Source organism: Vibrio sp. (assembly GCF_038138445.1).
In the GTDB taxonomy this organism is placed as follows: Bacteria; Pseudomonadota; Gammaproteobacteria; order Enterobacterales; family Vibrionaceae; genus Vibrio.
This window is the reverse complement of the sequence record NZ_JAYQDQ010000064.1, coordinates 1-23,211: the sequence shown is the minus strand read 5'-3', so window position 1 is coordinate 23,211 and position 23,211 is coordinate 1. Positions and strand designations below refer to the sequence as shown.

The 23,211-nt window shown below is 42.4% G+C and carries 24 protein-coding genes, 1 riboswitch and 1 other annotated feature; of the genes, 19 read left to right on the top strand and 5 right to left on the bottom strand.

All coding sequences use genetic code 11. The features are described 5' to 3' along the window. Nucleotides 1–92 precede the first annotated feature (92 nt). Nucleotides 93–260 (bottom strand): hypothetical protein, encoded by a 168-nt coding sequence (locus AAFM34_RS15200; RefSeq protein WP_341664258.1) that lies wholly within the window; start codon nt 258–260, stop codon nt 93–95. A gap of 320 nt (nt 261–580) precedes the next feature. Between AAFM34_RS15200 and htpX the strand changes: the two genes are divergently transcribed. The 9 genes from htpX (at nt 581) to AAFM34_RS15155 (ending at nt 7,696) form a co-directional block, all read left to right on the top strand. Then, nucleotides 581–1,441, top strand: coding sequence for a protease HtpX (htpX, locus tag AAFM34_RS15195; protein WP_341664257.1), 861 nt, complete (start codon nt 581–583; stop codon nt 1,439–1,441). A gap of 192 nt (nt 1,442–1,633) precedes the next feature. Then, a complete protein-coding gene (locus AAFM34_RS15190) occupies nt 1,634–2,053 on the top strand; it encodes a nuclear transport factor 2 family protein (RefSeq protein ID WP_341664256.1) in 420 nt (139 codons plus the stop codon). Then, nucleotides 2,050–2,775 carry an SDR family oxidoreductase gene (locus AAFM34_RS15185; protein ID WP_341664255.1) on the top strand — a complete coding sequence of 242 codons (726 nt, stop codon included), beginning with the start codon at nt 2,050–2,052 and terminating at the stop codon, nt 2,773–2,775. Before AAFM34_RS15190 ends, AAFM34_RS15185 begins: the two co-directional genes overlap by 4 nt. 15 nt (nt 2,776–2,790) lie before the next feature. Continuing rightward, entirely contained in the window at nt 2,791–4,071 is a 1,281-nt protein-coding gene (locus tag AAFM34_RS15180) for an NAD(P)/FAD-dependent oxidoreductase (RefSeq protein ID WP_341664254.1), read from the top strand. A gap of 1 nt (nt 4,072) precedes the next feature. Next, nucleotides 4,073–4,855 (top strand): DUF1365 family protein, encoded by a 783-nt coding sequence (locus AAFM34_RS15175; protein ID WP_341664253.1) that lies wholly within the window; start codon nt 4,073–4,075, stop codon nt 4,853–4,855. Nucleotides 4,856–4,866: 11 nt separating this feature from the next. Continuing rightward, nucleotides 4,867–6,114: a cyclopropane-fatty-acyl-phospholipid synthase family protein gene (locus AAFM34_RS15170; RefSeq protein WP_341664252.1), complete on the top strand. Its 1,248-nt coding sequence runs from the start codon at nt 4,867–4,869 to the stop codon at nt 6,112–6,114. A gap of 22 nt (nt 6,115–6,136) precedes the next feature. After that, the gene (locus tag AAFM34_RS15165; protein WP_341664251.1) at nt 6,137–6,658 is read left to right on the top strand and encodes a DUF2878 domain-containing protein; all 522 of its coding nucleotides are present in this window, start codon (nt 6,137–6,139) and stop codon (nt 6,656–6,658) included. Next, nucleotides 6,612–7,157 (top strand): chalcone isomerase family protein, encoded by a 546-nt coding sequence (locus AAFM34_RS15160; RefSeq protein ID WP_341664250.1) that lies wholly within the window; start codon nt 6,612–6,614, stop codon nt 7,155–7,157. Before AAFM34_RS15165 ends, AAFM34_RS15160 begins: the two co-directional genes overlap by 47 nt. Then, entirely contained in the window at nt 7,157–7,696 is a 540-nt protein-coding gene (locus tag AAFM34_RS15155; RefSeq protein WP_341664249.1) for a DUF3833 domain-containing protein, read from the top strand. The genes AAFM34_RS15160 and AAFM34_RS15155 overlap by 1 nt, the downstream gene beginning before the upstream one ends. A gap of 70 nt (nt 7,697–7,766) precedes the next feature. On the opposite strand, the gene purB is transcribed toward AAFM34_RS15155, so the two are convergent. The 3 genes from purB to mnmA all read right to left on the bottom strand — a co-directional run bounded on the left by purB (nt 7,767) and on the right by mnmA (nt 11,033). Further along, nucleotides 7,767–9,137 carry an adenylosuccinate lyase gene (gene purB / locus AAFM34_RS15150; protein WP_341664248.1) on the bottom strand — a complete coding sequence of 457 codons (1,371 nt, stop codon included), beginning with the start codon at nt 9,135–9,137 and terminating at the stop codon, nt 7,767–7,769. Nucleotides 9,138–9,282: 145 nt separating this feature from the next. After that, nucleotides 9,283–9,900: a high frequency lysogenization protein HflD gene (gene hflD, locus AAFM34_RS15145; protein ID WP_341664247.1), complete on the bottom strand. Its 618-nt coding sequence runs from the start codon at nt 9,898–9,900 to the stop codon at nt 9,283–9,285. A gap of 11 nt (nt 9,901–9,911) precedes the next feature. Beyond that, nucleotides 9,912–11,033, bottom strand: coding sequence for a tRNA 2-thiouridine(34) synthase MnmA (gene mnmA, locus AAFM34_RS15140; protein ID WP_341664246.1), 1,122 nt, complete (start codon nt 11,031–11,033; stop codon nt 9,912–9,914). A 261-nt stretch (nt 11,034–11,294) separates the two neighbouring features. Here mnmA and AAFM34_RS15135 point away from each other — a divergent pair, with 261 nt between their 5' ends. Further along, nucleotides 11,295–12,599, top strand: a complete 1,305-nt coding sequence (locus AAFM34_RS15135; protein WP_341664245.1) for an inosine/guanosine kinase — start codon at nt 11,295–11,297, stop codon at nt 12,597–12,599. 87 nt (nt 12,600–12,686) lie between these two features. Here the strand turns inward: AAFM34_RS15135 and AAFM34_RS15130 are convergent, their stop codons facing one another. After that, nucleotides 12,687–13,094, bottom strand: coding sequence for an H-NS family nucleoid-associated regulatory protein (locus AAFM34_RS15130; RefSeq protein WP_341664244.1), 408 nt, complete (start codon nt 13,092–13,094; stop codon nt 12,687–12,689). 607 nt (nt 13,095–13,701) lie between these two features. Further along, a riboswitch (Lysine riboswitch) is annotated at nt 13,702–13,883 on the top strand. Between the two features lie 115 nt (nt 13,884–13,998). Between AAFM34_RS15130 and AAFM34_RS15125 the strand changes: the two genes are divergently transcribed. The 9 genes from AAFM34_RS15125 to hisIE all read left to right on the top strand — a co-directional run bounded on the left by AAFM34_RS15125 (nt 13,999) and on the right by hisIE (nt 23,088). Further along, nucleotides 13,999–15,600 carry a Na+/H+ antiporter NhaC family protein gene (locus tag AAFM34_RS15125; protein ID WP_341664243.1) on the top strand — a complete coding sequence of 534 codons (1,602 nt, stop codon included), beginning with the start codon at nt 13,999–14,001 and terminating at the stop codon, nt 15,598–15,600. 166 nt (nt 15,601–15,766) lie between these two features. Beyond that, nucleotides 15,767–15,896 (top strand) — a sequence feature (His leader region). Between the two features lie 45 nt (nt 15,897–15,941). Continuing rightward, nucleotides 15,942–16,838: an ATP phosphoribosyltransferase gene (hisG, locus tag AAFM34_RS15120; protein WP_341664242.1), complete on the top strand. Its 897-nt coding sequence runs from the start codon at nt 15,942–15,944 to the stop codon at nt 16,836–16,838. Between the two features lie 5 nt (nt 16,839–16,843). After that, on the top strand, nt 16,844–18,139 hold the full coding sequence (hisD, locus tag AAFM34_RS15115) for a histidinol dehydrogenase (RefSeq protein ID WP_341664241.1): 1,296 nt from the start codon (nt 16,844–16,846) through the stop codon (nt 18,137–18,139). A gap of 5 nt (nt 18,140–18,144) precedes the next feature. After that, nucleotides 18,145–19,185 (top strand): histidinol-phosphate transaminase, encoded by a 1,041-nt coding sequence (gene hisC, locus AAFM34_RS15110; RefSeq protein ID WP_341664240.1) that lies wholly within the window; start codon nt 18,145–18,147, stop codon nt 19,183–19,185. A 63-nt stretch (nt 19,186–19,248) separates the two neighbouring features. Continuing rightward, nucleotides 19,249–20,322: a bifunctional histidinol-phosphatase/imidazoleglycerol-phosphate dehydratase HisB gene (gene hisB, locus AAFM34_RS15105; protein WP_341664239.1), complete on the top strand. Its 1,074-nt coding sequence runs from the start codon at nt 19,249–19,251 to the stop codon at nt 20,320–20,322. A gap of 14 nt (nt 20,323–20,336) precedes the next feature. Continuing rightward, on the top strand, nt 20,337–20,951 hold the full coding sequence (hisH, locus tag AAFM34_RS15100) for an imidazole glycerol phosphate synthase subunit HisH (RefSeq protein WP_341664238.1): 615 nt from the start codon (nt 20,337–20,339) through the stop codon (nt 20,949–20,951). Nucleotides 20,952–20,963: 12 nt separating this feature from the next. Then, complete coding sequence (hisA, locus tag AAFM34_RS15095) at nt 20,964–21,701, top strand: 1-(5-phosphoribosyl)-5-[(5-phosphoribosylamino)methylideneamino]imidazole-4-carboxamide isomerase (RefSeq protein WP_341664237.1); 738 nt, start codon at nt 20,964–20,966, stop codon at nt 21,699–21,701. Beyond that, nucleotides 21,683–22,456, top strand: coding sequence for an imidazole glycerol phosphate synthase subunit HisF (gene hisF / locus AAFM34_RS15090; RefSeq protein ID WP_341664236.1), 774 nt, complete (start codon nt 21,683–21,685; stop codon nt 22,454–22,456). The genes hisA and hisF overlap by 19 nt, the downstream gene beginning before the upstream one ends. Then, entirely contained in the window at nt 22,453–23,088 is a 636-nt protein-coding gene (hisIE, locus tag AAFM34_RS15085; protein WP_341664235.1) for a bifunctional phosphoribosyl-AMP cyclohydrolase/phosphoribosyl-ATP diphosphatase HisIE, read from the top strand. The genes hisF and hisIE overlap by 4 nt, the downstream gene beginning before the upstream one ends. Nucleotides 23,089–23,211 lie beyond the last annotated feature (123 nt).

The window sequence follows — 23,211 nt, the reverse complement described above, 5'->3', positions numbered from 1 at the left end:
TATTTTTAGTCGGTGCCAGCTTTCAGTTAAATGGGGCTCACCGCCAGCTTACGATCAAAAGGCTACAAACGTAGCCTTTTTCATTGAAATGCTTAGCTTTCTTGATTGACCGTCATGAGAGATTGGTGTGCTTCTGTAACATGTTTTTGCACTTGTTGCTGCGAGCAAATACCGAGCTGTTGTTTTGCCTCTTCCTCTGAAATGTCGAGGTGGCAGCATAATAAATCAATAGCCATCTGGTAGTTGTGTGTCTCTGCCATGATTGTTTCCTTTTAGCACATGAGTATCCTATCACTGCACAATCTATCATGCGTGTAGTAATGAGCAATAAGACAAAGGTCTAATCTTAAAACTGACTCACTTATAGGTTCAAATGCAGCCATTTCTGTACTGAATCCCGGCGGGGAGAAACTAAATGTTGCAATTTGCCTCTACCACTTGTAATTAAAAGCAATAGACTATATCTAATAGAGAGATAATCAGTCCCCAAATGGTGCAAAATTATCGCGTGGTTTTACATTGATAAAATCTATGCACCTAATTTGGAACACTATAAAGAGTTCAGTGTCGGAGAAAAGTAATGAAACGTGTAATTTTGTTTTTGGCAACCAACTTGGCCGTAGTATTGGTCTTGAGCGTTGTTTTAAATATTGTCTATTCTGTTACAGGGATGCAGCCTGGCAGCCTGTCTGGCTTACTTGTGATGGCCGCAGTGTTTGGCTTTGGTGGCGCGTTTATTTCTCTGATGATGTCCAAGGGGATGGCTCTTCGTTCTGTTGGGGGAATGGTGGTTGAAAGCCCTCGCAATGAAACTGAGCATTGGTTACTTGAAACTGTTCGTCGCCAATCTCAACAAGTTGGAATTGGTATGCCAACCGTAGCTATCTATGACTCACCAGATATTAACGCTTTTGCAACAGGAGCAAAGCGGAATGATTCTTTGGTCGCAGTGTCTACTGGTCTACTTCACAATATGACGCGCGATGAAGCGGAAGCTGTTCTTGCACACGAAGTCAGCCATATTGCGAACGGAGATATGGTAACCATGACGCTTATGCAAGGGGTCGTGAATACATTCGTGATTTTCTTATCACGCTTTATCGCTAACATTGTCTCTTCAAATGATGAAGAAGAAGGTGGGAGCAACATGATGGTTTATTTTGGTGTTTCGATAGTGTTGGAATTGGTATTTGGGTTCCTAGCCAGCTTTATTACTATGTGGTATAGCCGCCATCGCGAGTTTCATGCTGATGCAGGAGCAGCCAACTTAGTGGGTAAGCATAAAATGATCGCTGCGTTGGAGCGTCTTAAACTCAGCCATGAATCTCAGCTTGAAGGTTCAATGATGGCATTTGGTATCAATGGTAAACGTTCAGTGACGGAGCTCCTTATGAGCCACCCACCACTTGATAAGCGAATCTCTGCATTACGTAACTTATAGAAGGTGTGTCGGGCTAGAACATGCCCTAATAAATTGAAAAGGCTTAGTTTATAACTAAGCCTTTTTTTGATCTCTTTGATGCTGTCACCGTAGAAGTTATACAAAATATTATTTGTACAAGTTTTCGGATTGACCTAAAGTCTCTATGTTGTACAAAAAATATTAGTGTATAACATAACGAGAGGTGATCGAATGGATGTGGAAACAGTCGGCGAGGTTTATCAAAAGCTTAACAAGTCAAACCTTCACCTGTTGTCTGATGTGTATCACGAAGAAGTTGTATTTGAAGACGCAGCTCATAAGCTTGAAGGCTGGACCGAATTGGAGAGTTACTTCCAAGCCTTATACAGCAATGTAAAACGCTGTGACTTCGATATTATTGAACACCAGCAATCTGGTGATAGTGGTTTCTTGACTTGGCAAATGGCACTAGAGCACCCCAAATTATCAAATGGTTCCACAGTCTATGTCAACGGAGTCAGTCATTTAAAGTTTTCCCAAGGTCGAGTCATCTACCACAGAGACTATTTCGATTTAGGAGAAATGCTATACGAAAATCTACCTTTGCTTGGTTCATTGATTAAAGCGATCAAGGTGAGGTTAGGCAAATGAACACAGTTCTGATTACAGGAGCAACGTCGGGGATCGGTTTCCAGCTAGCGACAGATTACGCGAAAAGCGATGTGACAGTGTACGCTTGTGGCCGAAACCAAGAGCGCTTGAGAGAGTTAAGCTCCCAGTTTGCCAACATTCATCCAATAGCATTTGATCTTACTGATCTTGAAGCGACAAAACAGGCGCTGTCTCACTTGGATCACATACCTGATTTATGGGTATTGAACGCTGGTGATTGCGAATACATTGATGATGGCAAGCTTGACGCTAAGCTAGTGAAGCGTGTTTTTGACATCAATGTATTGGGACTCACCAATGCGATTGAAGCTTGTCAACCGCATTTCAAAAAAGGTCAAAGGTTGGCTATTGTGGGATCCATCGCTAGCGAAGTGGCTTTGCCTCGTGCTGAAGCTTACGGAGCCTCTAAAGCGGCGGTAAGTTACTTAGCTAGGGCACTCCAACTAGACCTCAAGCCTAAGGGAATAGATGTGTCGATCATCTACCCTGGTTTTGTCAAAACACCACTTACCGACAAAAACACCTTTGAAATGCCAATGCTAATTTCTTCTGAACGAGCATCGAAAGAAATCAGAGAAGGATTAGCTAGGGGACGTAGTCACATATATTTCCCAAGAAAATTTACATCAATTTTGCGCCTAGTCGGCGCGCTTCCATACCGTTGGCAGAATGCTCTGACGGCTAAGCTACTTGCCCAATAAAAAAGGAATAATCACATGAATGTAGCGATAATAGGTTCCGGGATTTCAGGCTTAACATGTGGGTATTATTTACATAAAGATCATGACGTGACTGTGTTTGAAGCCAATGATTATATTGGTGGCCACACAGCCACTGTAGATGTTGAGCTAGACGGAAAACATTATGCTGTGGACACAGGGTTTATAGTCTTTAATGATAGAACTTATCCTAATTTCATCGAATTGATGGACGAGATTGGAGTGAGCGGGATCGCAAGTCAAATGAGCTTTAGCGTCCGAAATGACGCAAATGGACTTGAATATAATGGTCATACACTATCGACACTATTTGCTCAAAAGAGTAATTGGCTAAGTCCAAAATTCTATCGCTTTATTTTTGAAATACTGCGATTTAATAAACAAGTTAAAGCCATTGCAAGTCAGAATACATGCCTAGATATTACCCTAGGAGAGTTCTTAACATCTCAAAGGTTTAGCAGTTTTTTTTGCGATAATTATATTTTGCCTATGGGGGCTGCTATTTGGTCTTCTACTCTGGCCGATATGAGAGCATTTCCGCTAACCTTCTTCGCTAGATTTTTTTTAAATCATGGATTACTTGATATCACTAATCGTCCTCAATGGTACGTCATTAAGGGTGGATCACGAGAATATATTGGGCCGTTGACTAACGGGTTTTCCAATAGGATACGTCTCAATACACCAGTCGATGGTGTAACTAGAGATCAAGCGGGTGTCACGGTTCATTTTAATGGACGCAGTGAACGTTTTGACCATGTCATCTTTGCATGTCATAGCGATCAAGCACTTAAGATACTGAGAGATTCAAATTCTGCTGAGTATGCTGTGCTATCGAAATTGGAATACCAGGCCAATGAAGTGGTGCTTCATACAGACGAGAGCTTACTTCCAAAGCGAAAAACAGCTTGGGCATCTTGGAACTATCGATTAAGTGGGGCTGATAAAGAAGAAGACTTAGCTCCAACCCTCACCTATAACATGAATATACTTCAACATATTAAGGCACCTCAAACCTTTTGTGTGTCTCTAAATAGCAGTGAGCAAATTGACCAAAGTAAAGTGTTAAGACGTTTCGTCTATCATCATCCAGTATTCAGTAGCCAATCCATCAAAGCTCAATCACGAAAAGAGGAGATTAATGGTGTCTGTAATACTTGGTTCTGCGGCGCTTATTGGTATAACGGCTTTCATGAGGATGGGGTTAAAAGTGCTCTGGATGTAGTGCGGGGCTTTAGGGCTTACAGCGCGGGCCACAGATCTAAGGGAGCGGCTTGAGATGTCGTCCTCGCTCAAAAGTTGTTTGCTTGTTGGTAATGTGAGACATCGCCGTTTTAGCCCAATAGAGCATGCACTCGACTATAAGCTCTTTATGCCATGTTTGGACCTCGATGAATTGCAGGATCTAAAAAATAAAGTATGGGGCTTTGGCGACAAATGGTGGCACTGGGCAAGGTTTAAACGTAGTGACTATCTAGGTACTGGAGACTTGAAACAGTCGGTACTTAACAAAGTGGCTGAATTAGGTGGAGAGCGTCTTGATGGCTCGGTTAAAGCTGTGATTCACCTTAGATATTTTGGCATCTATTTCAGCCCCGTTAACTTTTACTATATTTATGATGTTAATGATTGCTGGTGCTATTTACTGGCTGAAGTAAGTAACACCCCATGGAACGAAAGGTATTACTATTTGTTGGATGCGCGTAACGAGGACACATGGGTTCACTCAAAAGCATTTCATGTATCTCCATTTAACCCTATTGATCAAGAATATCGATGGAGAATTAAACCTATGAATCCACATCTATCTATTCATCTGGAATGCCATCGTCAGGGCAAACAATTTGATGCAACGATGAAAATGAAAAGTCAGATGTTAAGTACTCATGGGCTACTCAAGTACTTGATAGCCACGCCTGTACTCGCCATCAAAATGCTGTTAGGGATTTATTGGCATGCATTAAAACTTTGGATTAAAGGTGCTCCCTTTTATTCCCACCCTAAGTATGAGCAGGATAAAGAAGCTCAACCGACTCGCCATACAAATATAGAAAATAAGTAGGAGCTGATAAAATGATTAATTCACAAACGCTACCTTTGCCCAAATCATTGACACCTTTACATAAAGCGGCGAGAAACCTTGCCTTTTCTTGTTTGCAAAGGCTCCAACATGGCTCTTTAACCGTCATTGAATCGTTTGAATCACAGTCAGGTGATGATTCCACAACCCAATTTGGTGATTTACTTGATGGGAAGACTCATGCAGTAATCGAGGTTAAACACCCAGCTTTTTATGCCCGACTTATAAAAGGAGGAAGCATAGCCGCGGGTGAGGCCTACATGGATGGATGGTGGGACAGTAACGATTTAACGGCTCTTATGAGGCTAATGGCGGAAAATCTAACGACTCTAGACTCGATTGAAAAGAAAAGCAGTGTGTTATCAAAACTTGTCTATCAAGTTGGGCACTGGCTCAATCGTAATACACTGGTTAATTCTGCCAAGAATATACAAGCCCACTATGACTTGAGTAACGAGCTTTATGATACATTTTTAGATCAGAGAATGCTCTACTCATCAGGAATTTATCGAACAGACCAGGACACTTTGGAGCAAGCTCAAATTAACAAAATGGAACGCTTGTGTCAGCAACTCAGCCTCAATGAAAACGATTCAGTAATTGAAATTGGAACGGGTTGGGGCGCCATGGCGATATACATGGCAGAACACTATGGTTGCCATGTGACCACCACGACCATTTCTGAGCAGCAGTACGTATATGCAAAGCAGGAGATAGAGAAAAGAGGGTTAGAAGGTAAGATAACCTTGCTGAAAAAAGACTATCGACTACTTGAGGGGAAGTTTGACAAACTGGTTTCGATTGAAATGATAGAAGCCGTTGGCAAGCAGTTCTTGAACTCCTACCTTGAAAAATGCCAGTCATTACTTAAATCTGGTGGTTTGATGGCTATTCAAGCGATTACCATTGCTGACCAGCGCTATGCCGATTACAGCAACAGCGTAGACTTTATTCAAAAATATATTTTTCCTGGCGGCTTTTTGCCTTCTATCACAGCATTGACTCAAGCGACAACCAAACACACTGACTTGGTACTTAGGGACTTGTTTGACATCGGCCAAGATTATGCTCGAACACTAAGGGATTGGTATACGCGCTTTAATTGTGCTGAGAAGCGAGTACGACAGCTAGGGTTTGATGAAAGATTTATCCGCATGTGGAACTACTACTTTTGCTATTGTGAGGGTGGGTTCAGAGCACGGTCGATCAGCACTGTCCACATGACGTTTCAACGTCCATAGATTTGAGTTCTCGGAGCAAAAGATGAAACAGTTACTGATAGCATCGACATGGTTTCAGGTGATTTGGCTATGCGCTGTTCTTGGTAACTATCAATGGCAGAGTCTAACAGTAATCTTGGTGAGCATTACCTTGATTGCATCTGCCATAAAAGCTTGGATACACTGGCGAAACTGGGCCAGTGTTTTAGCTGTAGGTCTAATCGTTGACTTTTTCAATATCCAGTTAGGTCTGTTTCAATTTGAGCATCAGAGCTTCCCAATTTGGCTTGCAGCTCTTTGGATGTTATTTGCTTGGTATGTGCACTTTTTGCACCCATTTGTGAGCCAATACCCTGCGTTGGTCGTATCAATAGTAGGAGGGATCGCCGGAGCACTAAGCTATATGGCGGGAGAGAGGTTTGGCGCAGTCGCGTTTGGATTACCTTTCTTTTCTGTTGTCGGCATATTGCTGGTTGAGTGGTTCCTTATTATCTTGATGATATTAAGGGTATATGGGCATGAAGTACGTAATGATGATGGTAGCTTATCTAACTCTGACAGCTAGTGCTAAGGCGTCAATGGCTTCGGATAAATCACCAAGTGACTGGAATCAATGGTCTAGTGTGGGGCAGGCTCAATTATCGATGTTTTTCTTTGACATTTATAAGTCACAACTTTTTAGTCCGGACGGCCGATACATTGTTGGTGATGATATTACTCCACACCCTCTGGCACTTTCCATTACGTACCAAAGAGATATATCCCAGAAACAGCTCGTGAAGGCGACGGTAGAGCAGTGGGAAAAGCTGGGTTATGAGCCTAGCACGACCAGTCAATGGGCTCAACGTCTTGAAACGATATTTCCCGATATTAAAGAGGGCAACAATCTAACTTATGTCACTGATGGGTATCATGGCCAGTTCTACTATGCCTGCCCCAATGATGGAGTAGAGCTGATTGGTCAAATAGAAGAAGAAGCATTTAATGATGCGTTTCTTGCCATCTGGCTTTCACCACAAACTGAGTACCCAAGTTTAAGGCGAAAATTAATAGGGAGTTATTAATGTTTAAGCAGGCTAAATGCTTATTGTACGCCCTTGTCATAGTGATAGGCTTAACTGCTTGTAGCGCCGACATTGAGGACTATCGAGAGCACAAACCTAACTTCGATCTGTTCGAATATTTTGAGGGAGAGTCGACAGCTTGGGGTATGGTGCAAGATTACACCGACCTCCAGACAAGGAGATTTGAAGTAGCCATAGTTGGGACAGTAAAAGGTGACACACTTACTCTTGTGGAAGACTTTGTGTTTGATGATGGTGAAAAGTCACGTCGAGTATGGAGTATAGAGCGTCTAGAGCAAGGTCAGTATCAAGGACGAGCAGACGATATTATTGGAGTGGCAAAAGGAACACAAGTCGGAAGCGCACTGCGCTGGCAATATGACTTTGCTCTTCAACTAGAGGACTCAACAGTGGTGGTATCGTTTGATGACTGGTTGTATCGCCAAGATGAAAGTCATGTGTTTAACTTAACTAAGATTAAGAAGTTTGGCGTCGAAGTGGGTCAGATCACCTTATTTTTTCAAAAAACTGTTCGGTGAAAATCACTAAATCATCGCTTATATACAAAAAGGACGGCTAAATAGCCGTCCTTTTTAGTTAGAACAGATTCTATAGCTTATCGGTTAGCTCGATTGCTTGGCCGATGTAATTTGCTGGTGTCATTTGTTTTAGACGTTCTTTCTCGCTATCAGGTAATGCTAATCCATCGATAAATTGTTTCATCGCTTCGCCATCAACACGTTTACCGCGAGTGAGCTCCTTAAGCTTTTCATAAGGCTTTTCAATCCCATAGCGGCGCATAACGGTTTGAACTGGTTCAGCAAGAACTTCCCAGTTTTGATCGAGCTCTGCAAGAAGAGCTTCACGATTGACTTCTAGCTTGCTGATACCCTTAAGTGTTGACGTATAAGCAATGATTGCATAACCGACACCAACACCTAAATTACGTAAGACTGTTGAGTCAGTCAGATCACGTTGCCAACGAGAAATTGGCAGCTTTTGTGCTAAGTGAGCAAACACAGCATTAGCAAGGCCAAGGTTGCCTTCGGAGTTTTCAAAATCAATAGGGTTAACTTTATGAGGCATAGTTGACGAGCCTATTTCTCCAGCAATGGTTTTTTGCTTGAAGTGCCCCAGCGCAATGTAACCCCAAATATCTCTATCAAAATCAATTAGTATAGTATTGAATCGAGCGATAGCATCGAATAATTCTGCGATATAATCATGCGGCTCAATTTGAGTTGTGTACGGATTCCAAGTGACGCCTAGAGACTCAGTAATGAAGTCTTCAGAAAATTGGTGCCAGTCTAACTCTGGGTACGCGGACAAATGTGCATTATAGTTTCCTACCGCACCATTAATTTTTGCGAGAATTTCTACACTAGCAATTTGCTTATACTGACGCTCCATACGGTAAGCGACATTGGCCATCTCTTTACCAATGGTGGATGGTGATGCTGGCTGGCCATGAGTTCTAGATAAAAGAGGAATGTCACGATACTCAACAGCAAGGGCTTTGATGGCATCAATGATGCTGCGTATTTCTGGCAGAATAACAGTCTCACGCGCTTCTTTTAGCATCAGCGCATGAGAGGTATTGTTGATATCTTCAGAGGTACATGCGAAATGCAGAAATTCATTAACGGCATGTAATTCAGGAATGTCAGCAACTTTTTCTTTCAGGAAATACTCTACCGCTTTGACATCATGGTTGGTTGTACGCTCAATTTCTTTGATTCTACGTGCATCTTGCTCAGAGAAATTGTCAGCAAGCTCGTTTAAAAACTGATTCGCTTCTGCGCTAAAAGCCGGGACCTCTGCAATTTCAGCTGTCGCTGCAAGTTTTTGTAACCAACGGATTTCGACGATAGTACGGTATTTAAGTAGACCATATTCACTAAAAATTTCGCGTAATGCTGTAGTCTTACTTCCGTATCTGCCGTCTACTGGTGAAACAGCAGTCAATGCTGACAGTTCCATGATGTTCTCCTGAATTGAGTGTCTAAATGTCGTGAGCTTTATACCAATAACCAATGCGATTGTCACGCACATTGCGCAAACGTTTGCTCTTGTGGGGTTTTGGATGGAATAGCCAACTTAAAATGAATTGAGTTGGCTGCTATTTTTAAATTCTTGCAAGTAGGATTCGAGCTTGCTCAACCATTTTCTTTCGTCCAAAGATAAGGTGTCGTCTTTTACCTTCCACTTGGCGCCATAAAACAGCACTACGAATACCTGAAAGTAACAAAGCTCTAACCTTATGTTGGTTATTTATCTGTTGTAATACGGATGGTGTTCCTGTCACTTGTATTCTTGGTCCAATTGGGCTGATAACGTCGAGATAAATGCTCGCTAGATTACTAAGCATCTGATCGTCTAATAATTCAAAATGATCAAGTTGCCTCTCCATCATTTGTATACGGTCTCCCAGTTGAGACATCGCATCTTTACGTCCGCTTAGCTTTCTTTCAAGCGCCATCAAACTGATGATGTAACGAGTAACTTCGCTACCAGAAGGGGTACTATCTATCCCTTTAACAATGCATTCTAGCCCGATTTTTAAATTTGATTCGCGGCCAAAAACACCCAAAGTATTGACTGGGGAAGTGTTTAAAATTGCTTTGAGCGATGCTTCAAATGCGTCAGAGTCACAGTGACCGTTCTTCGCTACTTGCTGAACGAGAGCAACAGCTTGGCAAATTCCTGCAAAAGCGATAGTTTGGTCATAAAGTGCATTAGCCACAGACATTACTCCTAAATACGTTCTTTAATAATGCCACCACCTAAGCACGTCTCACCTTGATAAAATACAGCGGATTGGCCTGGTGTGACGGCGACTTGAGGGTCATCAAATATGACTTTAATTGTGTTGTCGTCGACCGGAATAATAGTGCAGGGTATATCGGCTTGGCGATAACGCGTTTTCACGGAACATTGGAAAGGTTCTGTGATTGTTTTGCGATTGACCCAATGCAGTTGTGAGGCAATTAAGCCTTGAGACTTTAGTAAAGGGTGATCGGCACCTTGTACTGCAATGAGTACATTTCGCTTGAGATCTTTATCCGCTACATACCAAGGATCTTCATTACCGCCACCGCCTTTTTGTCCACCTATGTGTAGCCCTTTTCTCTGACCTAGGGTGTGGTACATAAGCCCTTGATGTTCACCGATCACTTTACCCTCTGGAGTCTCAATTTTTCCGGGTTGTGCTGGAAGATAACGTGATAGAAAATCAGTAAACTTACGCTCACCAATAAAGCAGATACCGGTCGAGTCTTTCTTCTTAGCGGTAATGAGATCTTGTTCTTCTGCTATTTTTCGCACTTCTGGCTTTTCTAATTCACCAACAGGAAAAAGGCTGCGAGCAACCTGTTCATTACTAAGTGTATATAAGAAGTAACTCTGATCTTTATTAGAGTCTAAACCACGAAGCATTTTTACTTCGTCTAGGTTGTCTGAAAACGTTCGACGCACATAGTGGCCCATTGCAATGTAGTCTGCATCAAGGACTTCGTCAGCAAACTCTAAAAACGCTTTGAATTTTATTTCTTTGTTGCAGAGAATGTCAGGGTTTGGAGTACGTCCAGCTTTATATTCTGATAAAAAGTACTCAAAGACATTGTCCCAATATTCCGCAGCAAAGTTAATTTTATGTAGGTAGATACCCAACTTGTCACAAACCGCCTGCGCATCTGCTAAGTCTTCGGCTGCAGTACAGTATTCCTCGTTATCATCTTCCTCCCAGTTTTTCATAAACAAGCCTTCTACTTGATAGCCTTGCTGTTTGAGAAGAAAAGCGGAAACGGATGAGTCGACACCGCCAGACATGCCAACGATGACCTTCTTTTTACTGTTGTCAGTATAGTTCTGAGACATTTCAAAACACCACACAAATTAACTGGAGGCAAATCTTAACAGAAAGCGTTAGCGGGTGACAGTTTCTCAGTTTAAAACCACAGTTCATTTCTTTATTGAGCACCTATTGACGATTAAAATTATTGAAAAAGTCACCAGTGTATTGCTAAATTATTATTTTATTATTAAGGCAAACGTTTGCTATAATTGAATGGTTGCTGCATCTGGTCGCGCACGGTAGAATCCAAACCCTTTTTCATCCCTTACTCAGAAAAATTTGCTATGAAGTTCCCAGGCCAACGAAAATCTAAACATTATTTTCCTGTCCATACACGTGATCCTCTGGTTAGCCAGTCTCAACAAAGTAAGAAGGTATCTAGTACACACATTATTGGTATTGATCAGACTTTGGTGGATATTGAAGCCAAAGTTGAATCGGAACTTATTGATGGATATAAGTTGAGTAAAGGGCACTCATTAGTTATTGATGATGAAACAGCGGAAGCATTATATAACGAGTTGAAAGAAAACAACTTAATTACCAATGAGTACGCTGGTGGTACTATAGGGAATACCCTTCATAATTACTCAGTTCTTGCTGATGATCGTTCAACACTTTTGGGAGTGATGAGTCAGGACATCAAAATCGGTAGCTACGGTTATCGTTATTTGTGTAATACCTCTAGCCGCATGGACCTTAACTATTTACATGGTGTTGATGGTGCAATCGGGAGGTGCTTTGCATTAATTTCAGATGATGGCGAGAGGACGTTCGCAATTAGTGAAGGCCAGATGAATCAGCTTCACGCAAATAATATTCCCGAGTCTATTTTCAAAAATGCATCTGCATTAGTGCTTACGTCCTACTTAGTTCGTTGCAAGGATGGTGATCCTATGCCCAATGCAACGATGCAAGCTATTGAATACGCTAAAAAGTATAGCGTTCCGGTTGTATTAACCTTGGGGACGAAATATGTTATTCAACATGATCCTATATTTTGGCAGGAATTTTTACGAGACCATGTAAGCGTAGTGGCCATGAATGAAGATGAAGCTGAAGCTTTGACGGGTGAGTCTGATCCACTTGCTGCTTCAGACAAAACATTGGAATGGGTCGATTTGGTATTATGTACGGCAGGACCAGTCGGGTTATTTATGGCTGGTTATACAGAAGACGCTGCTAAACGTCAGACTTCTCTTCCTCTGCTCCCTGGTAGTATTGCTGAATTTAATCGTTATGAATTTAGTCGACCAGCGGAAAAAGCAGCATGTGAAAACCCAATTAAGGTTTATTCTCATATATCGCCTTATATGGGTGGGCCAGAAAAAATTAAGAATACAAATGGTGCAGGGGACGCCGCACTTTCTGCTTTATTACACGATATGGCAGCCAATAAACACCATAGAGAAAATGTGCCTAATTCTAGTAAGCATGCCCATACTTTTTTGACTTATTCATCATTTTCACAAGTTTGCAAATATTCTAATCGTGCTAGTTATGAAGTTCTAGTGCAGCATTCCCCACGTTTATCGAGAGGGTTACCTGAGCGTGAAGATAGTTTAGAAGAAGCGTACTGGGAGCGCTAACATATTGATGTGAATAAAAAAGCCTCATTATTATGAGGCTTTTTTATATTATAAAATTACATATTTAAAGTTTATTTATACATGTAATTAGATTAGGAAATCATCCAAAGATTTACCTGCATCTAATTTTTCTTGGATTGCAGAAGGTGTGCGACCTTGACCTGTCCAAGTTTTCTTATCGCCATTACTGTCTACATACTTGTATTTAGCAGGGCGTGGCGCGCGCTTAGATTTCTGTTTACCTGCAGACTCACCAGCTAGTGCAGATATAACCATATTTTTATCTAAGCCCAATTGTTTAATTTGTTCAGCAATATTTGCTAGCTTCGCTTCTTGAGCTGCTTTTTCTGCCAGCTCCGCTTCTTCAGCTTCTTTGCGTTCTGAGACAACTGTTGATAGCTTGTCTAGTGACTCTTCTAGTTGCTCCAGGGTTAGCTCACGGGCGAATGCACGTAGGCTGCGAATGTTTAATAAAGTTTTTGTTAGTTCCGACATATAGTTTCTCACTTAATTAAGGAGTCGATGGAATAAATATTAAACCCGTATTATCTGCAATGCAATATTTTATAGTTAAATTCTTATAAAAAGTTATTATTTAATGTCTTAACATTAGAATAATGAGACCTTTCTTATTAACTGATTAAAATTTGTTACATAAAATATCTGAGCTTTTGTGATTATGACAATACTTATTGCCAATAAGTTTCATAATAGAGTGATATTTATTTATACAATCATGTTATTTAGTGCTACCCAGTTTGATGATCTTTATCACTGCACTAAGAAATTTTCAGTAAATTACTTTTCTACGCCTATTATTCATATTTTTGCCTGAAAAAATATGAAATAGAGACTAATTGCATAATTAACAAAGATGTTTTTCTAATCACTTTAACGAACTAGTTATTATAGCAGCTATTTATAATTTGTTTGATTTACTAGAATTTTTCTAACAATCTGATCTTGAATACGCGAGTTATTCTGCAGAGTCTATTGAAATCAAGGTCTAGATAAGTACAATAACGACCACCTAATGCGATGTAGTGTGATTATTGGGTTAAGTTATCAACAATCTTTGTTAACTTTAGCTTTAGTTCTTAATCATCGCGGTAGAGGAGCAAGGCAAATCAGTAAGACTTGTTGGGGTGATGCCAATGAATAAGTGTGAAAGGTTGTTTTGCCGAAGTGAGCTTCCATATCAAATGGGCTTGCTGGGGTTGCACCTGAAAGGGGTAACACTGCCATAGTCTATAATTTTTAACACTATGGAGCGCTACTGTAGGGCTAAAGCGTTGTATAATAACGTCTTTTGCTTCGTCCGCCACTTATTGTTCTGGAGTTAATCCTTCAATCAGTCTGCAGTAGATCTCTAACCATTCATTACTGGTTTTTGAAGATCATGAATTTAATTGATTTTGCATCATCGCCTATATCGCTATTGCCACCGCTAGTGGCACTGAGCTTGGCAATTATTACTCGACGCGTCCTTTTATCTTTGGGTGTTGGTATTATTCTGGGGGCTGCCCTTCTAAACGACTATTCATTCACCAATACATTAGGCTACGTGGGCTCGACAGTCTCTAGTGTATTCATTGAGGATGGCGGTATAAATACTTGGAATATGAGTATTTTAGCCTTCTTAGTCTTACTGGGTATGATGACAGCACTACTTACGTTATCTGGTGGCACCCTTGCTTTTGCTGAGTGGGCTCAGTCCAGAGTCAAAAGCAAACGAGGTTCAAAACTATTGGCTGCTTTTTTGGGCGTATTTATTTTTGTAGATGACTATTTTAATAGCCTAGCGGTTGGAGCCATTTCTCGTCCTGTCACTGATAGGTTCTACGTCTCTCGAGCGAAACTAGCTTATATTCTCGATTCTACTGCCGCTCCAATGTGTGTGATTATGCCTGCATCAAGCTGGGGCGCCTATATCATCACGATTATCGGCGGGATTTTGGTCTCACATGGCATTACAGAATATTCCGCTCTAGGCGCATATGTCCGTTTGATACCGATGAATTTTTATGCAGTGTTTGCTTTGTTGATGGTGTTCGCCGTTGCTTGGTTTGGACTGGATGTTGGAAAAATGCGTAAACACGAAATAGCGGCATCTCAAGGCCGTGGTTTCGGGCAGCAAGAAGCAGAAGATACTCACCAAGCTCATGATATAAACGAAGAACTCGATATTACTCAAAGCGATAAAGGTAAAGTATCTGATCTAGTTCTGCCTATTGTTTTTCTTATCGTCGCGACCGTTGCCTCTATGCTCTATACAGGTGGGCAGTCTTTAAGTGCTGATGGTAAGCCTTTTACTTTGCTTGGTGCATTTGAAAATACAGATGTAGGGACATCGCTAGTCTATGGCGGCCTTGTGGGACTCGCTTTGGCGTTGATCACGGTCATAAAGCAAGGTATAGCCGTAGGAGAGATTTCTCGTACGCTTTGGATCGGTGCTAAATCTATGTTTGGTGCGATTCTGATCCTAATATTCGCTTGGACAATTGGCTCTATTATAGGTGATATGAATACAGGTAAGTACCTGTCTACTCTGGCACAAGGAAATATCGGTGCTCATTGGCTACCTGTTATTCTCTTCCTTCTCGCTGGACTTATGGCGTTTTCGACCGGAACATCATGGGGTACTTTCGGTATTATGCTACCTATTGCCGGAGATATGGCGGCTGCAACCGAAATTGGTTTAATGTTACCTATGCTAAGTGCTGTGCTTGCTGGCTCCGTATTTGGTGATCACTGCTCACCCATATCAGATACCACTATATTGTCATCAACTGGCGCACGTTGTGACCATATCGATCATGTATCGACACAGCTGCCATATGCGCTTTCCGTCGCTGCTGTATCCTGCGTTGGTTTCATTTCGCTTGGAATGACAGCATCGATTGGCATTTCACTCTTAGCTTCTTTTGTTACTTTTATGGCTGTGTGTATTTTGCTTTCTACATTGTCTAAAACTAAGATGGCAAGTTGCCCAGACGCATAATTGTTAACCATATTTATAAGGGAGCATTTGCTCCCTTTTTATTTGTCTAATACAAATTGAAAAAATCTTTAATTTTTAGTTGAAAAAAAATTTATCCTTGGGTAGTGTGTTTACCAAGCAAGCCAACTGAACAATATATAAGTATGCGTAATTTTACAATGAACATTCATCACCATCATCACCCAGACTAGTCTTTCGGGAGATGTGCGCATACCCGGGAGGCAAGAAGCTCCCGGAGGAATAAATCGCTAACACAAGATTTCAACCCTCGGGAGAGTAAACTCCCGAGGGTTTTTTTGATTTTTACGATTTAAAATTTGATTTATACAGGGAAACGAGTAATGACAACACAACGTTTGAGAATAGCGATTCAGAAAAAAGGTCGTTTGAGTAGAGAATGCCAAGAGCTACTTAAAAAGTGCGGTGTTAAGTTCAACATCATGGGAGAGCGTCTGGTGGTTCATTCTCTCAACATGCCAATAGACCTGCTGCTTGTTCGTGATGATGACATCCCCGGATTAATTATGGATGGTGTTGTAGACCTTGGTTTTATTGGCGAGAACGAGCTTGAAGAGGTTAGGTTAGATCGACGAGCACTTGGCGAACCATGTGAATTTATCCCGCTTCGTCGGCTTGATTTTGGTGGTTGCCGATTATCTATTGCAATTGATAAAGATGAGGAATACAACGGCCCTCAAGATCTGGCAGGTAAGCGTATTGCGACCACCTATCCACAGCTTCTTAAGGCCTACATGGATAAGCAAGGCGTACCGTTTTCTGCCTGTATGTTAACGGGTTCGGTTGAGGTTGCGCCGCGTGCTGGCTTAGCTGATGCGATTGCCGATCTTGTCTCAACAGGCGCAACATTAGAAGCAAATGGTTTAAAGGAAGCGGCAGTAATTTTTGAGTCTAAAGCCACTTTAATTCAGCGTGTTGGAGACTTTGAATCAGATAAGGTGGCTTTGATCGAAAAACTTCTCACACGTATGCAAGGGGTTCAGCAAGCTAAAGAGTCCAAGTACATTATGTTGCACGCTCCCGTAAGCCAGTTAGAGCAAGTAAAAGCATTACTTCCGGGGGCCGAGGACCCAACCGTTCTTCCTCTTTCATCTGACAAAGAAAAAGTCGCGGTTCACTTAGTGAGTACGGAAAACCTGTTCTGGGAAACAATGGAGCAACTTAAGGAGCTAGGCGCCAGCTCAATCCTTGTTCTGCCAATTGAAAAAATGATGGGGTAGTTACAATGAAAACCGTTGCCTGGGAATCCTTGAGTGAAGCACAGCAAGACTCTATTTTGAAAAGACCTGCGATGCTAGATGGAGCGAGCATTACAGCTGCAGTTTCCAACGTTATTGAACAAGTTAAGGCTGAGGGTGATAAGGCTTTATTTTCTTTGACCGAACAGTTTGACCGTATTAAACCTGAATCTATACGAGTCGCTTCTGAAGATATTGAACAAGCCTCACAACGCTTATCCTCTCGAATGAAAGATGCACTTGAACAGGCTTACTCAAATATTTCCAAGTTTCATATAGCGCAAAAACCGCAGCCAATAAAAGTAGAAACTCAGTCTGGAGTTGTGTGCGAACAAGTTTCACGCCCGATTCAGAAAGTCGGTCTGTATATTCCTGGCGGTAGCGCGCCATTACCTTCAACGGTCTTGATGTTGGGGGTTCCAGCTAAGATTGCTGGATGTCGTAAAGTGGTGCTTTGCTCTCCGCCACCAATTGCTGATGAGATCCTTTATGTCGCTAAACTATGTGGAATTGACGAGGTTTACAACGTGGGCGGAGGACAAGCTATTGCCGCCATGGCATACGGTACAGAGACAGTATCAAAAGTCGATAAAATTTTTGGTCCGGGTAACGCATATGTGACTGAAGCGAAACGTCAAGTGAGTAATGACTTTCGTGGTGCGTCAATTGATATGCCGGCAGGGCCTTCAGAGGTTCTTGTTATTGCAGATGAAAGTGCTGATGCAGACTTTATCGCGGCAGACTTATTGAGTCAGGCAGAACACGGGCCTGACTCTCAGGTGGTGCTCGTTACACCGTCGCCAATTATTGCAGACCAAGTCACTGATGCAATTAGGCGTCAGCTTAGAGATTTGCCTCGTGCTGATATTGCAGAGCAAGCGCTCGCGTCTAGCCTAGTGATTATCGCTGAGTCTTTAACTCAAGCTGTGTCAATATCCAATTACTACGGTCCTGAGCATTTAATCGTTCAGACTAAAAATCCTCGAGAGCTTCTTCCTTTGTTAGATAATGCTGGTTCGATATTTCTTGGTGACTGGTCCCCAGAATCAGCAGGTGACTATGCGTCTGGAACCAATCATGTGCTTCCTACTTATGGTTACACCCGTACGCACTCGAGTCTTGGATTATCGGACTTTACAAAGCGTATGACAGTACAGGAGCTATCCGCTGAAGGATTGAAAAATCTCGCACCGACCGTAATCACCATGGCAGAGGCGGAAGGCTTAGATGCTCATAAACGTGCAGTGACTATTCGAGTCGAAAAATTGGAATCTAAAGGATAATCACAGTGGAAAAATTAGCAAGAAAACAAATCCAAACTCTTACACCCTATATGTCTGCTCGCAGAATAGGTGGAAGTGGTGATGTGTGGCTCAATGCCAACGAATCACCATTCAATAATGAGTATAAAACCGATTTTGCACGTCTTAATCGCTATAGTGAGTGTCAGCCTAACCAGCTTATTTCTGCTTATGCCGCTTATGCAGGGGTAAAGCCTGAACAGACCATGACTACCCGTGGAGCCGATGAAGGGATCGAGCTGATAATACGCGCATTTTGTGAACCAAGAGAAGATGCGATTTTATACTGTCCACCGACATACGGTATGTACTCAATCAGTGCTGAAACCATGGGAGTTGAGCAAAAAGTAGTGCCACTGACAGCAGATTGGCAACTCGATTTAACCAAGATCGAAGCTAACTTAGATAAGGTGAAACTGATTTTTATTTGCTCTCCAAACAACCCGACAGGGAACTTAGTTAAGCGTGAAGACATAGTAGCACTTCTTGAGATGACCAAAGAGCGTGCCATTGTTGTCATGGATGAAGCCTACATAGATTTTTGTCCAGAAGCTTCGACGGTTGATTTGCTGTCTCAATACTCAAATCTGGCCATTTTGCGCACCTTATCCAAGGCGTTTGCTCTTGCTGGACTGCGCTGTGGATTTACCCTAGCAAATCAAGACCTAATCAAGGTGCTGCTAAAAGTTATTGCGCCATACCCAGTTCCTGTTCCTGTTTCCGAAATCGCCACACAAGCACTGTCTGAAGCGGGCTTAGCACGAACTAAATTCCAAGTGCTGGATTTGAATGCCAACCGTGCTTATTTGCAAGTTGGCTTATCTATGATTTCGGGCCTAGAGGTATTTGAAGGCTGGGGTAACTATTTATTGGTTAAGTTTCCAGATGGCGATGCCCTATTCAAAGCGGCATGGGACACAGGTGTTATTTTGCGCAACTCACCGATTGATAACTGTGTGCGCATCAGTGTTGGTAACCGTGATGAGTGTGAAAAAACGCTCGGTTTTATAAGAAATTACTACTCATAGTTAGTGAAAAATAAAGTGCGTTGACTAAAGGTGAGCGCTAAAAATTGCAATAAGGAAATTCGAGTGAGCAAACAAAAAAAAATCCTTTTTATCGACCGTGATGGAACCCTGATAGTAGAACCACCAACTGATTTTCAGGTAGATAGATTAGACAAACTCAAGTTAGAGCCCTTTGTCATTCCAAGTCTATTGTCCTTGCAAGAGGCGGGGTATCGTCTTGTTATGGTAACCAACCAAGATGGGCTAGGTACAGACAGTTACCCACAAGAAGATTTCGATGGGCCACATACTATGATGATGGACATATTCGAGTCTCAAGGGGTTAAGTTTGATGATGTGCTGATTTGCCCACACTTTGAACATGACAACTGTTCATGCCGAAAACCTAAACTGGGTCTTGTTAAAGAATATCTCAGAGCAGGTAAGGTTGATTTTCAGAACTCAGCTGTCATCGGCGATCGACAAACGGATCTGCAATTGGCGGAAAATATGGCCATCAGAGGTATTCAATACAATCCACAAACAATGGGCTGGCAGCAGATCGTCAACGACTTAACCATCAAAGCACGCGTTGCTGAAGTAGTGCGCACCACCAAAGAAACAGACATCAAAGTTGCGGTTAACCTTGACCAGCAAGGAAGCAATGATATTTCAACCGGACTGGGTTTTTTTGATCACATGCTGGATCAAATTGCGACGCACGGCGGGTTTAAAATGGTGTGTAAAGTCGATGGTGATTTGTATATTGATGATCACCACACAGTAGAGGATACGGCGTTAGCTTTGGGACAAGCACTAAAAGAAGCCTTAGGCGATAAACGTGGAATTGGTCGATTTGGCTTTAGTTTACCCATGGATGAGTGTTTGGCCCAATGCGCGTTGGACTTGTCTGGCCGCCCTTACTTGAAGTTCGATGCAAAGTTTAGCCGTGAACAAGTAGGAGACTTATCTACCGAAATGGTTGGACACTTTTTCAGATCGTTAACAGACACTCTAGCTTGTACGCTACACCTTTCTTCATCTGGCGATAACGACCACCACATTGTTGAAAGTCTGTTTAAAGCTTTTGGTCGCACAGTTCGCCAAGCGATTAAAGTTGAAGGTACTGAATTACCCAGTAGTAAAGGCGTACTTTGAAGGAGAACTATGTAATGAAAGAACAGAAAGTGGTTATTATCGATACAGGTTGCGCCAACGTGTCATCGGTAAAGTTTGCTATCGAACGTCTGGGTTACACAGTGACTCTTTCAAGTGATCCTCAGGTTGTGCTATCGGCCGATAAATTGTTTTTACCCGGTGTAGGCACCGCAAGTGAAGCGATGAAAAACCTTCAACAACGCGATCTTATCCGCTTGGTGAAACAAGTTGACAAGCCGCTTTTGGGTATCTGCTTAGGGATGCAACTTTTGGCTAAAGTCTCCCAAGAGAGCGGCCAAAAGGCAGATGATTTGGTTGAGTGTCTTGGGCTTTGTGATAGCGAGGTGACTCGGCTCGAGGCAGACGATTTACCCTTACCCCACATGGGCTGGAATACAGTGTCTGCTAAAACGGGTCATCCTCTATTTAAAGGTATAGAGGAAGGGGAATATTTCTACTTTGTACACAGTTTTGCAATGCCAGTCGGTAGCGATACGATTGCTGAAAGTGAATATGGCAGCCCTTTTTCAGCAGCGGTGCAAAGCGGCAACTATTTTGGTGTCCAGTTTCACCCAGAACGCTCTTCGAAAGCAGGTGCCAAGCTTATTCAAAACTTCTTAGAACTATAAAAGGGATTGATTGTGATTATTCCAGCTCTTGATTTAATCGAAGGACAGGTGGTTCGCCTTTATCAAGGTGATTATGGTCGAGTGACCGAATACAAAGTTGATCCAGTGGAACAATTTAACTTATACCACCAAGCGGGCGCAAATTGGCTTCATCTCGTTGATCTGACTGGCGCAAAAGATACGGCTGCGCGTCAGCTTGATTTGATTGCGAAGCTGCTTGCAAGTACCCCTGCAAATATTCAAATTGGTGGCGGTGTTCGCACCGAGCAAGATGTAGTGGATTTGCTAGAAGCAGGAGCACAGCGAGTTGTCGTAGGATCTACGGCAGTTAAACAACCTGATTTGGTAAAAGGTTGGATGGAAAAATATGGCGCGGAAAAAATCGTTCTAGCTCTGGATATCAATATCGACCAAGATGGAGTACGTAAGGTAGCAGTTTCCGGCTGGCAAGAAGACTCAGGCGTTACAATTGAAGTGCTTATTGAAGACTTCTTAAAAGTGGGCTTAACACATGTTCTGTGTACCGATATTTCACGTGATGGCACTTTGCAAGGCTCAAACGTTGAGCTTTATGTTGATTTATGTAAACAGTATCCGCAGGTGCAGTTCCAATCTTCAGGGGGGATAGGGTCTCTTGCAGATATTGAAGCCTTGAAAGGTTGTGGTGTTGCAGGCGTGATTGTTGGTCGTGCGTTACTCGATGGTAAGTTTACAACAGAGGAGGCATTTGCATGCTGGCAAAGCGAATAATCCCATGCCTTGATGTTCGTGATGGGCAGGTTGTCAAAGGTGTTCAGTTTCGCAATCATGAGATCATCGGCGACATTGTGCCTTTGGCAAAACGATACGCTGAAGAAGGGGCGGACGAGTTGGTGTTTTACGATATCACCGCTTCAAGTGATGGCCGTGTAGTGGATAAGAGCTGGGTGGCTAGAGTTGCTGAAGTGATTGATATTCCGTTTTGCGTCGCTGGTGGTATTAAGTCATCGCAAGATGCCTCGCGAATTCTAGAGTTTGGTGCTGATAAAGTATCTATCAACTCTCCTGCATTGGCACAACCAGAATTGATTACTGAGCTGGCCGATAAGTTTGGTGTTCAGTGCATCGTGGTAGGCATCGACTCGTATTTTGATCAAGCCTTAGGTAAGTATCAGGTTTATCAGTTTACTGGTGATGAGCAACGCACAAAGGCCACGCTGTGGGAAACTTGTGATTGGGTCCAAGAAGTGCAAAAGCGAGGTGCGGGCGAAATCGTACTTAACATGATGAACCAAGATGGTGTGCGAAATGGTTACGATATAGAGCAGCTCAACATGGTGCGTCAGGTGTGTAATGTGCCACTTATAGCCTCGGGTGGGGCGGGTACAATGGAGCACTTTGCTAAGGCCTATCTAGAAGCGAGTGTTGATGGTGCGTTAGCCGCTTCCGTTTTCCATAAACAAGTGATTAATATTGGTGAATTGAAACAATATTTAAAACAACAAGGTATTGAGGTACGGCTATGACGTTCAAATTGGAAGAAGCCAGCTTGCTAACCGAGCGAATCAACTGGAGTAAAGTCGATGGACTTGTACCCGCGATCATACAGGACTTTCGTTCGAGCCAAGTACTTATGATGGGGTACATGAATCAGGACGCGTTGGCTAAAACGGCTGAAACAGGCAAAGTGACGTTTTTCTCTCGAACTAAGGAGCGGCTTTGGACCAAAGGTGAAACCTCAGGCAATACCTTACAGCTAGTTAATATGTGTTTAGATTGTGATAACGACACACTACTTGTTAAAGTTGAACCTATTGGTCCTACATGTCACTTAGGCAACACCACTTGTTGGGATGTTGATCCCCAAGAAGAGTCGCAAATGGTATGGCTTAGCCAGCTGGAACGCATACTTGCAACAAGGAAAAATGCTGATCCTGAGTCTTCCTATACGGCGAGCCTGTATGCTCGAGGGACTAAGCGTATATCGCAAAAAGTAGGTGAAGAAGGTGTTGAAGTGGCGTTAGCTGCGACGTCGGGAGATAAGGCTGAGTTAGTTTGTGAATCAGCAGATTTGTTGTATCACCTAATGGTATTACTGCAAGACCAATGTCTTTCAATGAACGACGTCATTAACAAATTAAAACAGCGTCACGGTTAAGGGGGCTTTTGCCTAATTTTCACATTGGGCTCGCTATTTTGTGACTTAGGCTATTTATCTTCTGCATGCGCAATACTGAGGGATCCCCTCATAAATCCGCCAGTGCATAGCCATCTTTTAAGA

Excerpts from the sequence above, each read along its gene's own strand:
- AAFM34_RS15200 (WP_341664258.1), bottom strand. The coding sequence starts at position 260 with ATGGCAGAGACACACAACTACCAGATGGCTATTGATTTATTATGCTGC.
- htpX (WP_341664257.1), top strand. The coding sequence starts at position 581 with ATGAAACGTGTAATTTTGTTTTTGGCAACCAACTTGGCCGTAGTATTG.
- AAFM34_RS15190 (WP_341664256.1), top strand. The coding sequence starts at position 1,634 with ATGGATGTGGAAACAGTCGGCGAGGTTTATCAAAAGCTTAACAAGTCA.
- AAFM34_RS15185 (WP_341664255.1), top strand. The coding sequence starts at position 2,050 with ATGAACACAGTTCTGATTACAGGAGCAACGTCGGGGATCGGTTTCCAG.
- AAFM34_RS15180 (WP_341664254.1), top strand. The coding sequence starts at position 2,791 with ATGAATGTAGCGATAATAGGTTCCGGGATTTCAGGCTTAACATGTGGG.
- AAFM34_RS15175 (WP_341664253.1), top strand. The coding sequence starts at position 4,073 with ATGTCGTCCTCGCTCAAAAGTTGTTTGCTTGTTGGTAATGTGAGACAT.
- AAFM34_RS15170 (WP_341664252.1), top strand. The coding sequence starts at position 4,867 with ATGATTAATTCACAAACGCTACCTTTGCCCAAATCATTGACACCTTTA.
- AAFM34_RS15165 (WP_341664251.1), top strand. The coding sequence starts at position 6,137 with ATGAAACAGTTACTGATAGCATCGACATGGTTTCAGGTGATTTGGCTA.
- AAFM34_RS15160 (WP_341664250.1), top strand. The coding sequence starts at position 6,612 with ATGAAGTACGTAATGATGATGGTAGCTTATCTAACTCTGACAGCTAGT.
- AAFM34_RS15155 (WP_341664249.1), top strand. The coding sequence starts at position 7,157 with ATGTTTAAGCAGGCTAAATGCTTATTGTACGCCCTTGTCATAGTGATA.
- purB (WP_341664248.1), bottom strand. The coding sequence starts at position 9,137 with ATGGAACTGTCAGCATTGACTGCTGTTTCACCAGTAGACGGCAGATAC.
- mnmA (WP_341664246.1), bottom strand. The coding sequence starts at position 11,033 with ATGTCTCAGAACTATACTGACAACAGTAAAAAGAAGGTCATCGTTGGC.
- AAFM34_RS15135 (WP_341664245.1), top strand. The coding sequence starts at position 11,295 with ATGAAGTTCCCAGGCCAACGAAAATCTAAACATTATTTTCCTGTCCAT.
- AAFM34_RS15130 (WP_341664244.1), bottom strand. The coding sequence starts at position 13,094 with ATGTCGGAACTAACAAAAACTTTATTAAACATTCGCAGCCTACGTGCA.
- AAFM34_RS15125 (WP_341664243.1), top strand. The coding sequence starts at position 13,999 with ATGAATTTAATTGATTTTGCATCATCGCCTATATCGCTATTGCCACCG.
- hisG (WP_341664242.1), top strand. The coding sequence starts at position 15,942 with ATGACAACACAACGTTTGAGAATAGCGATTCAGAAAAAAGGTCGTTTG.
- hisD (WP_341664241.1), top strand. The coding sequence starts at position 16,844 with ATGAAAACCGTTGCCTGGGAATCCTTGAGTGAAGCACAGCAAGACTCT.
- hisH (WP_341664238.1), top strand. The coding sequence starts at position 20,337 with ATGAAAGAACAGAAAGTGGTTATTATCGATACAGGTTGCGCCAACGTG.
- hisF (WP_341664236.1), top strand. The coding sequence starts at position 21,683 with ATGCTGGCAAAGCGAATAATCCCATGCCTTGATGTTCGTGATGGGCAG.
- hisIE (WP_341664235.1), top strand. The coding sequence starts at position 22,453 with ATGACGTTCAAATTGGAAGAAGCCAGCTTGCTAACCGAGCGAATCAAC.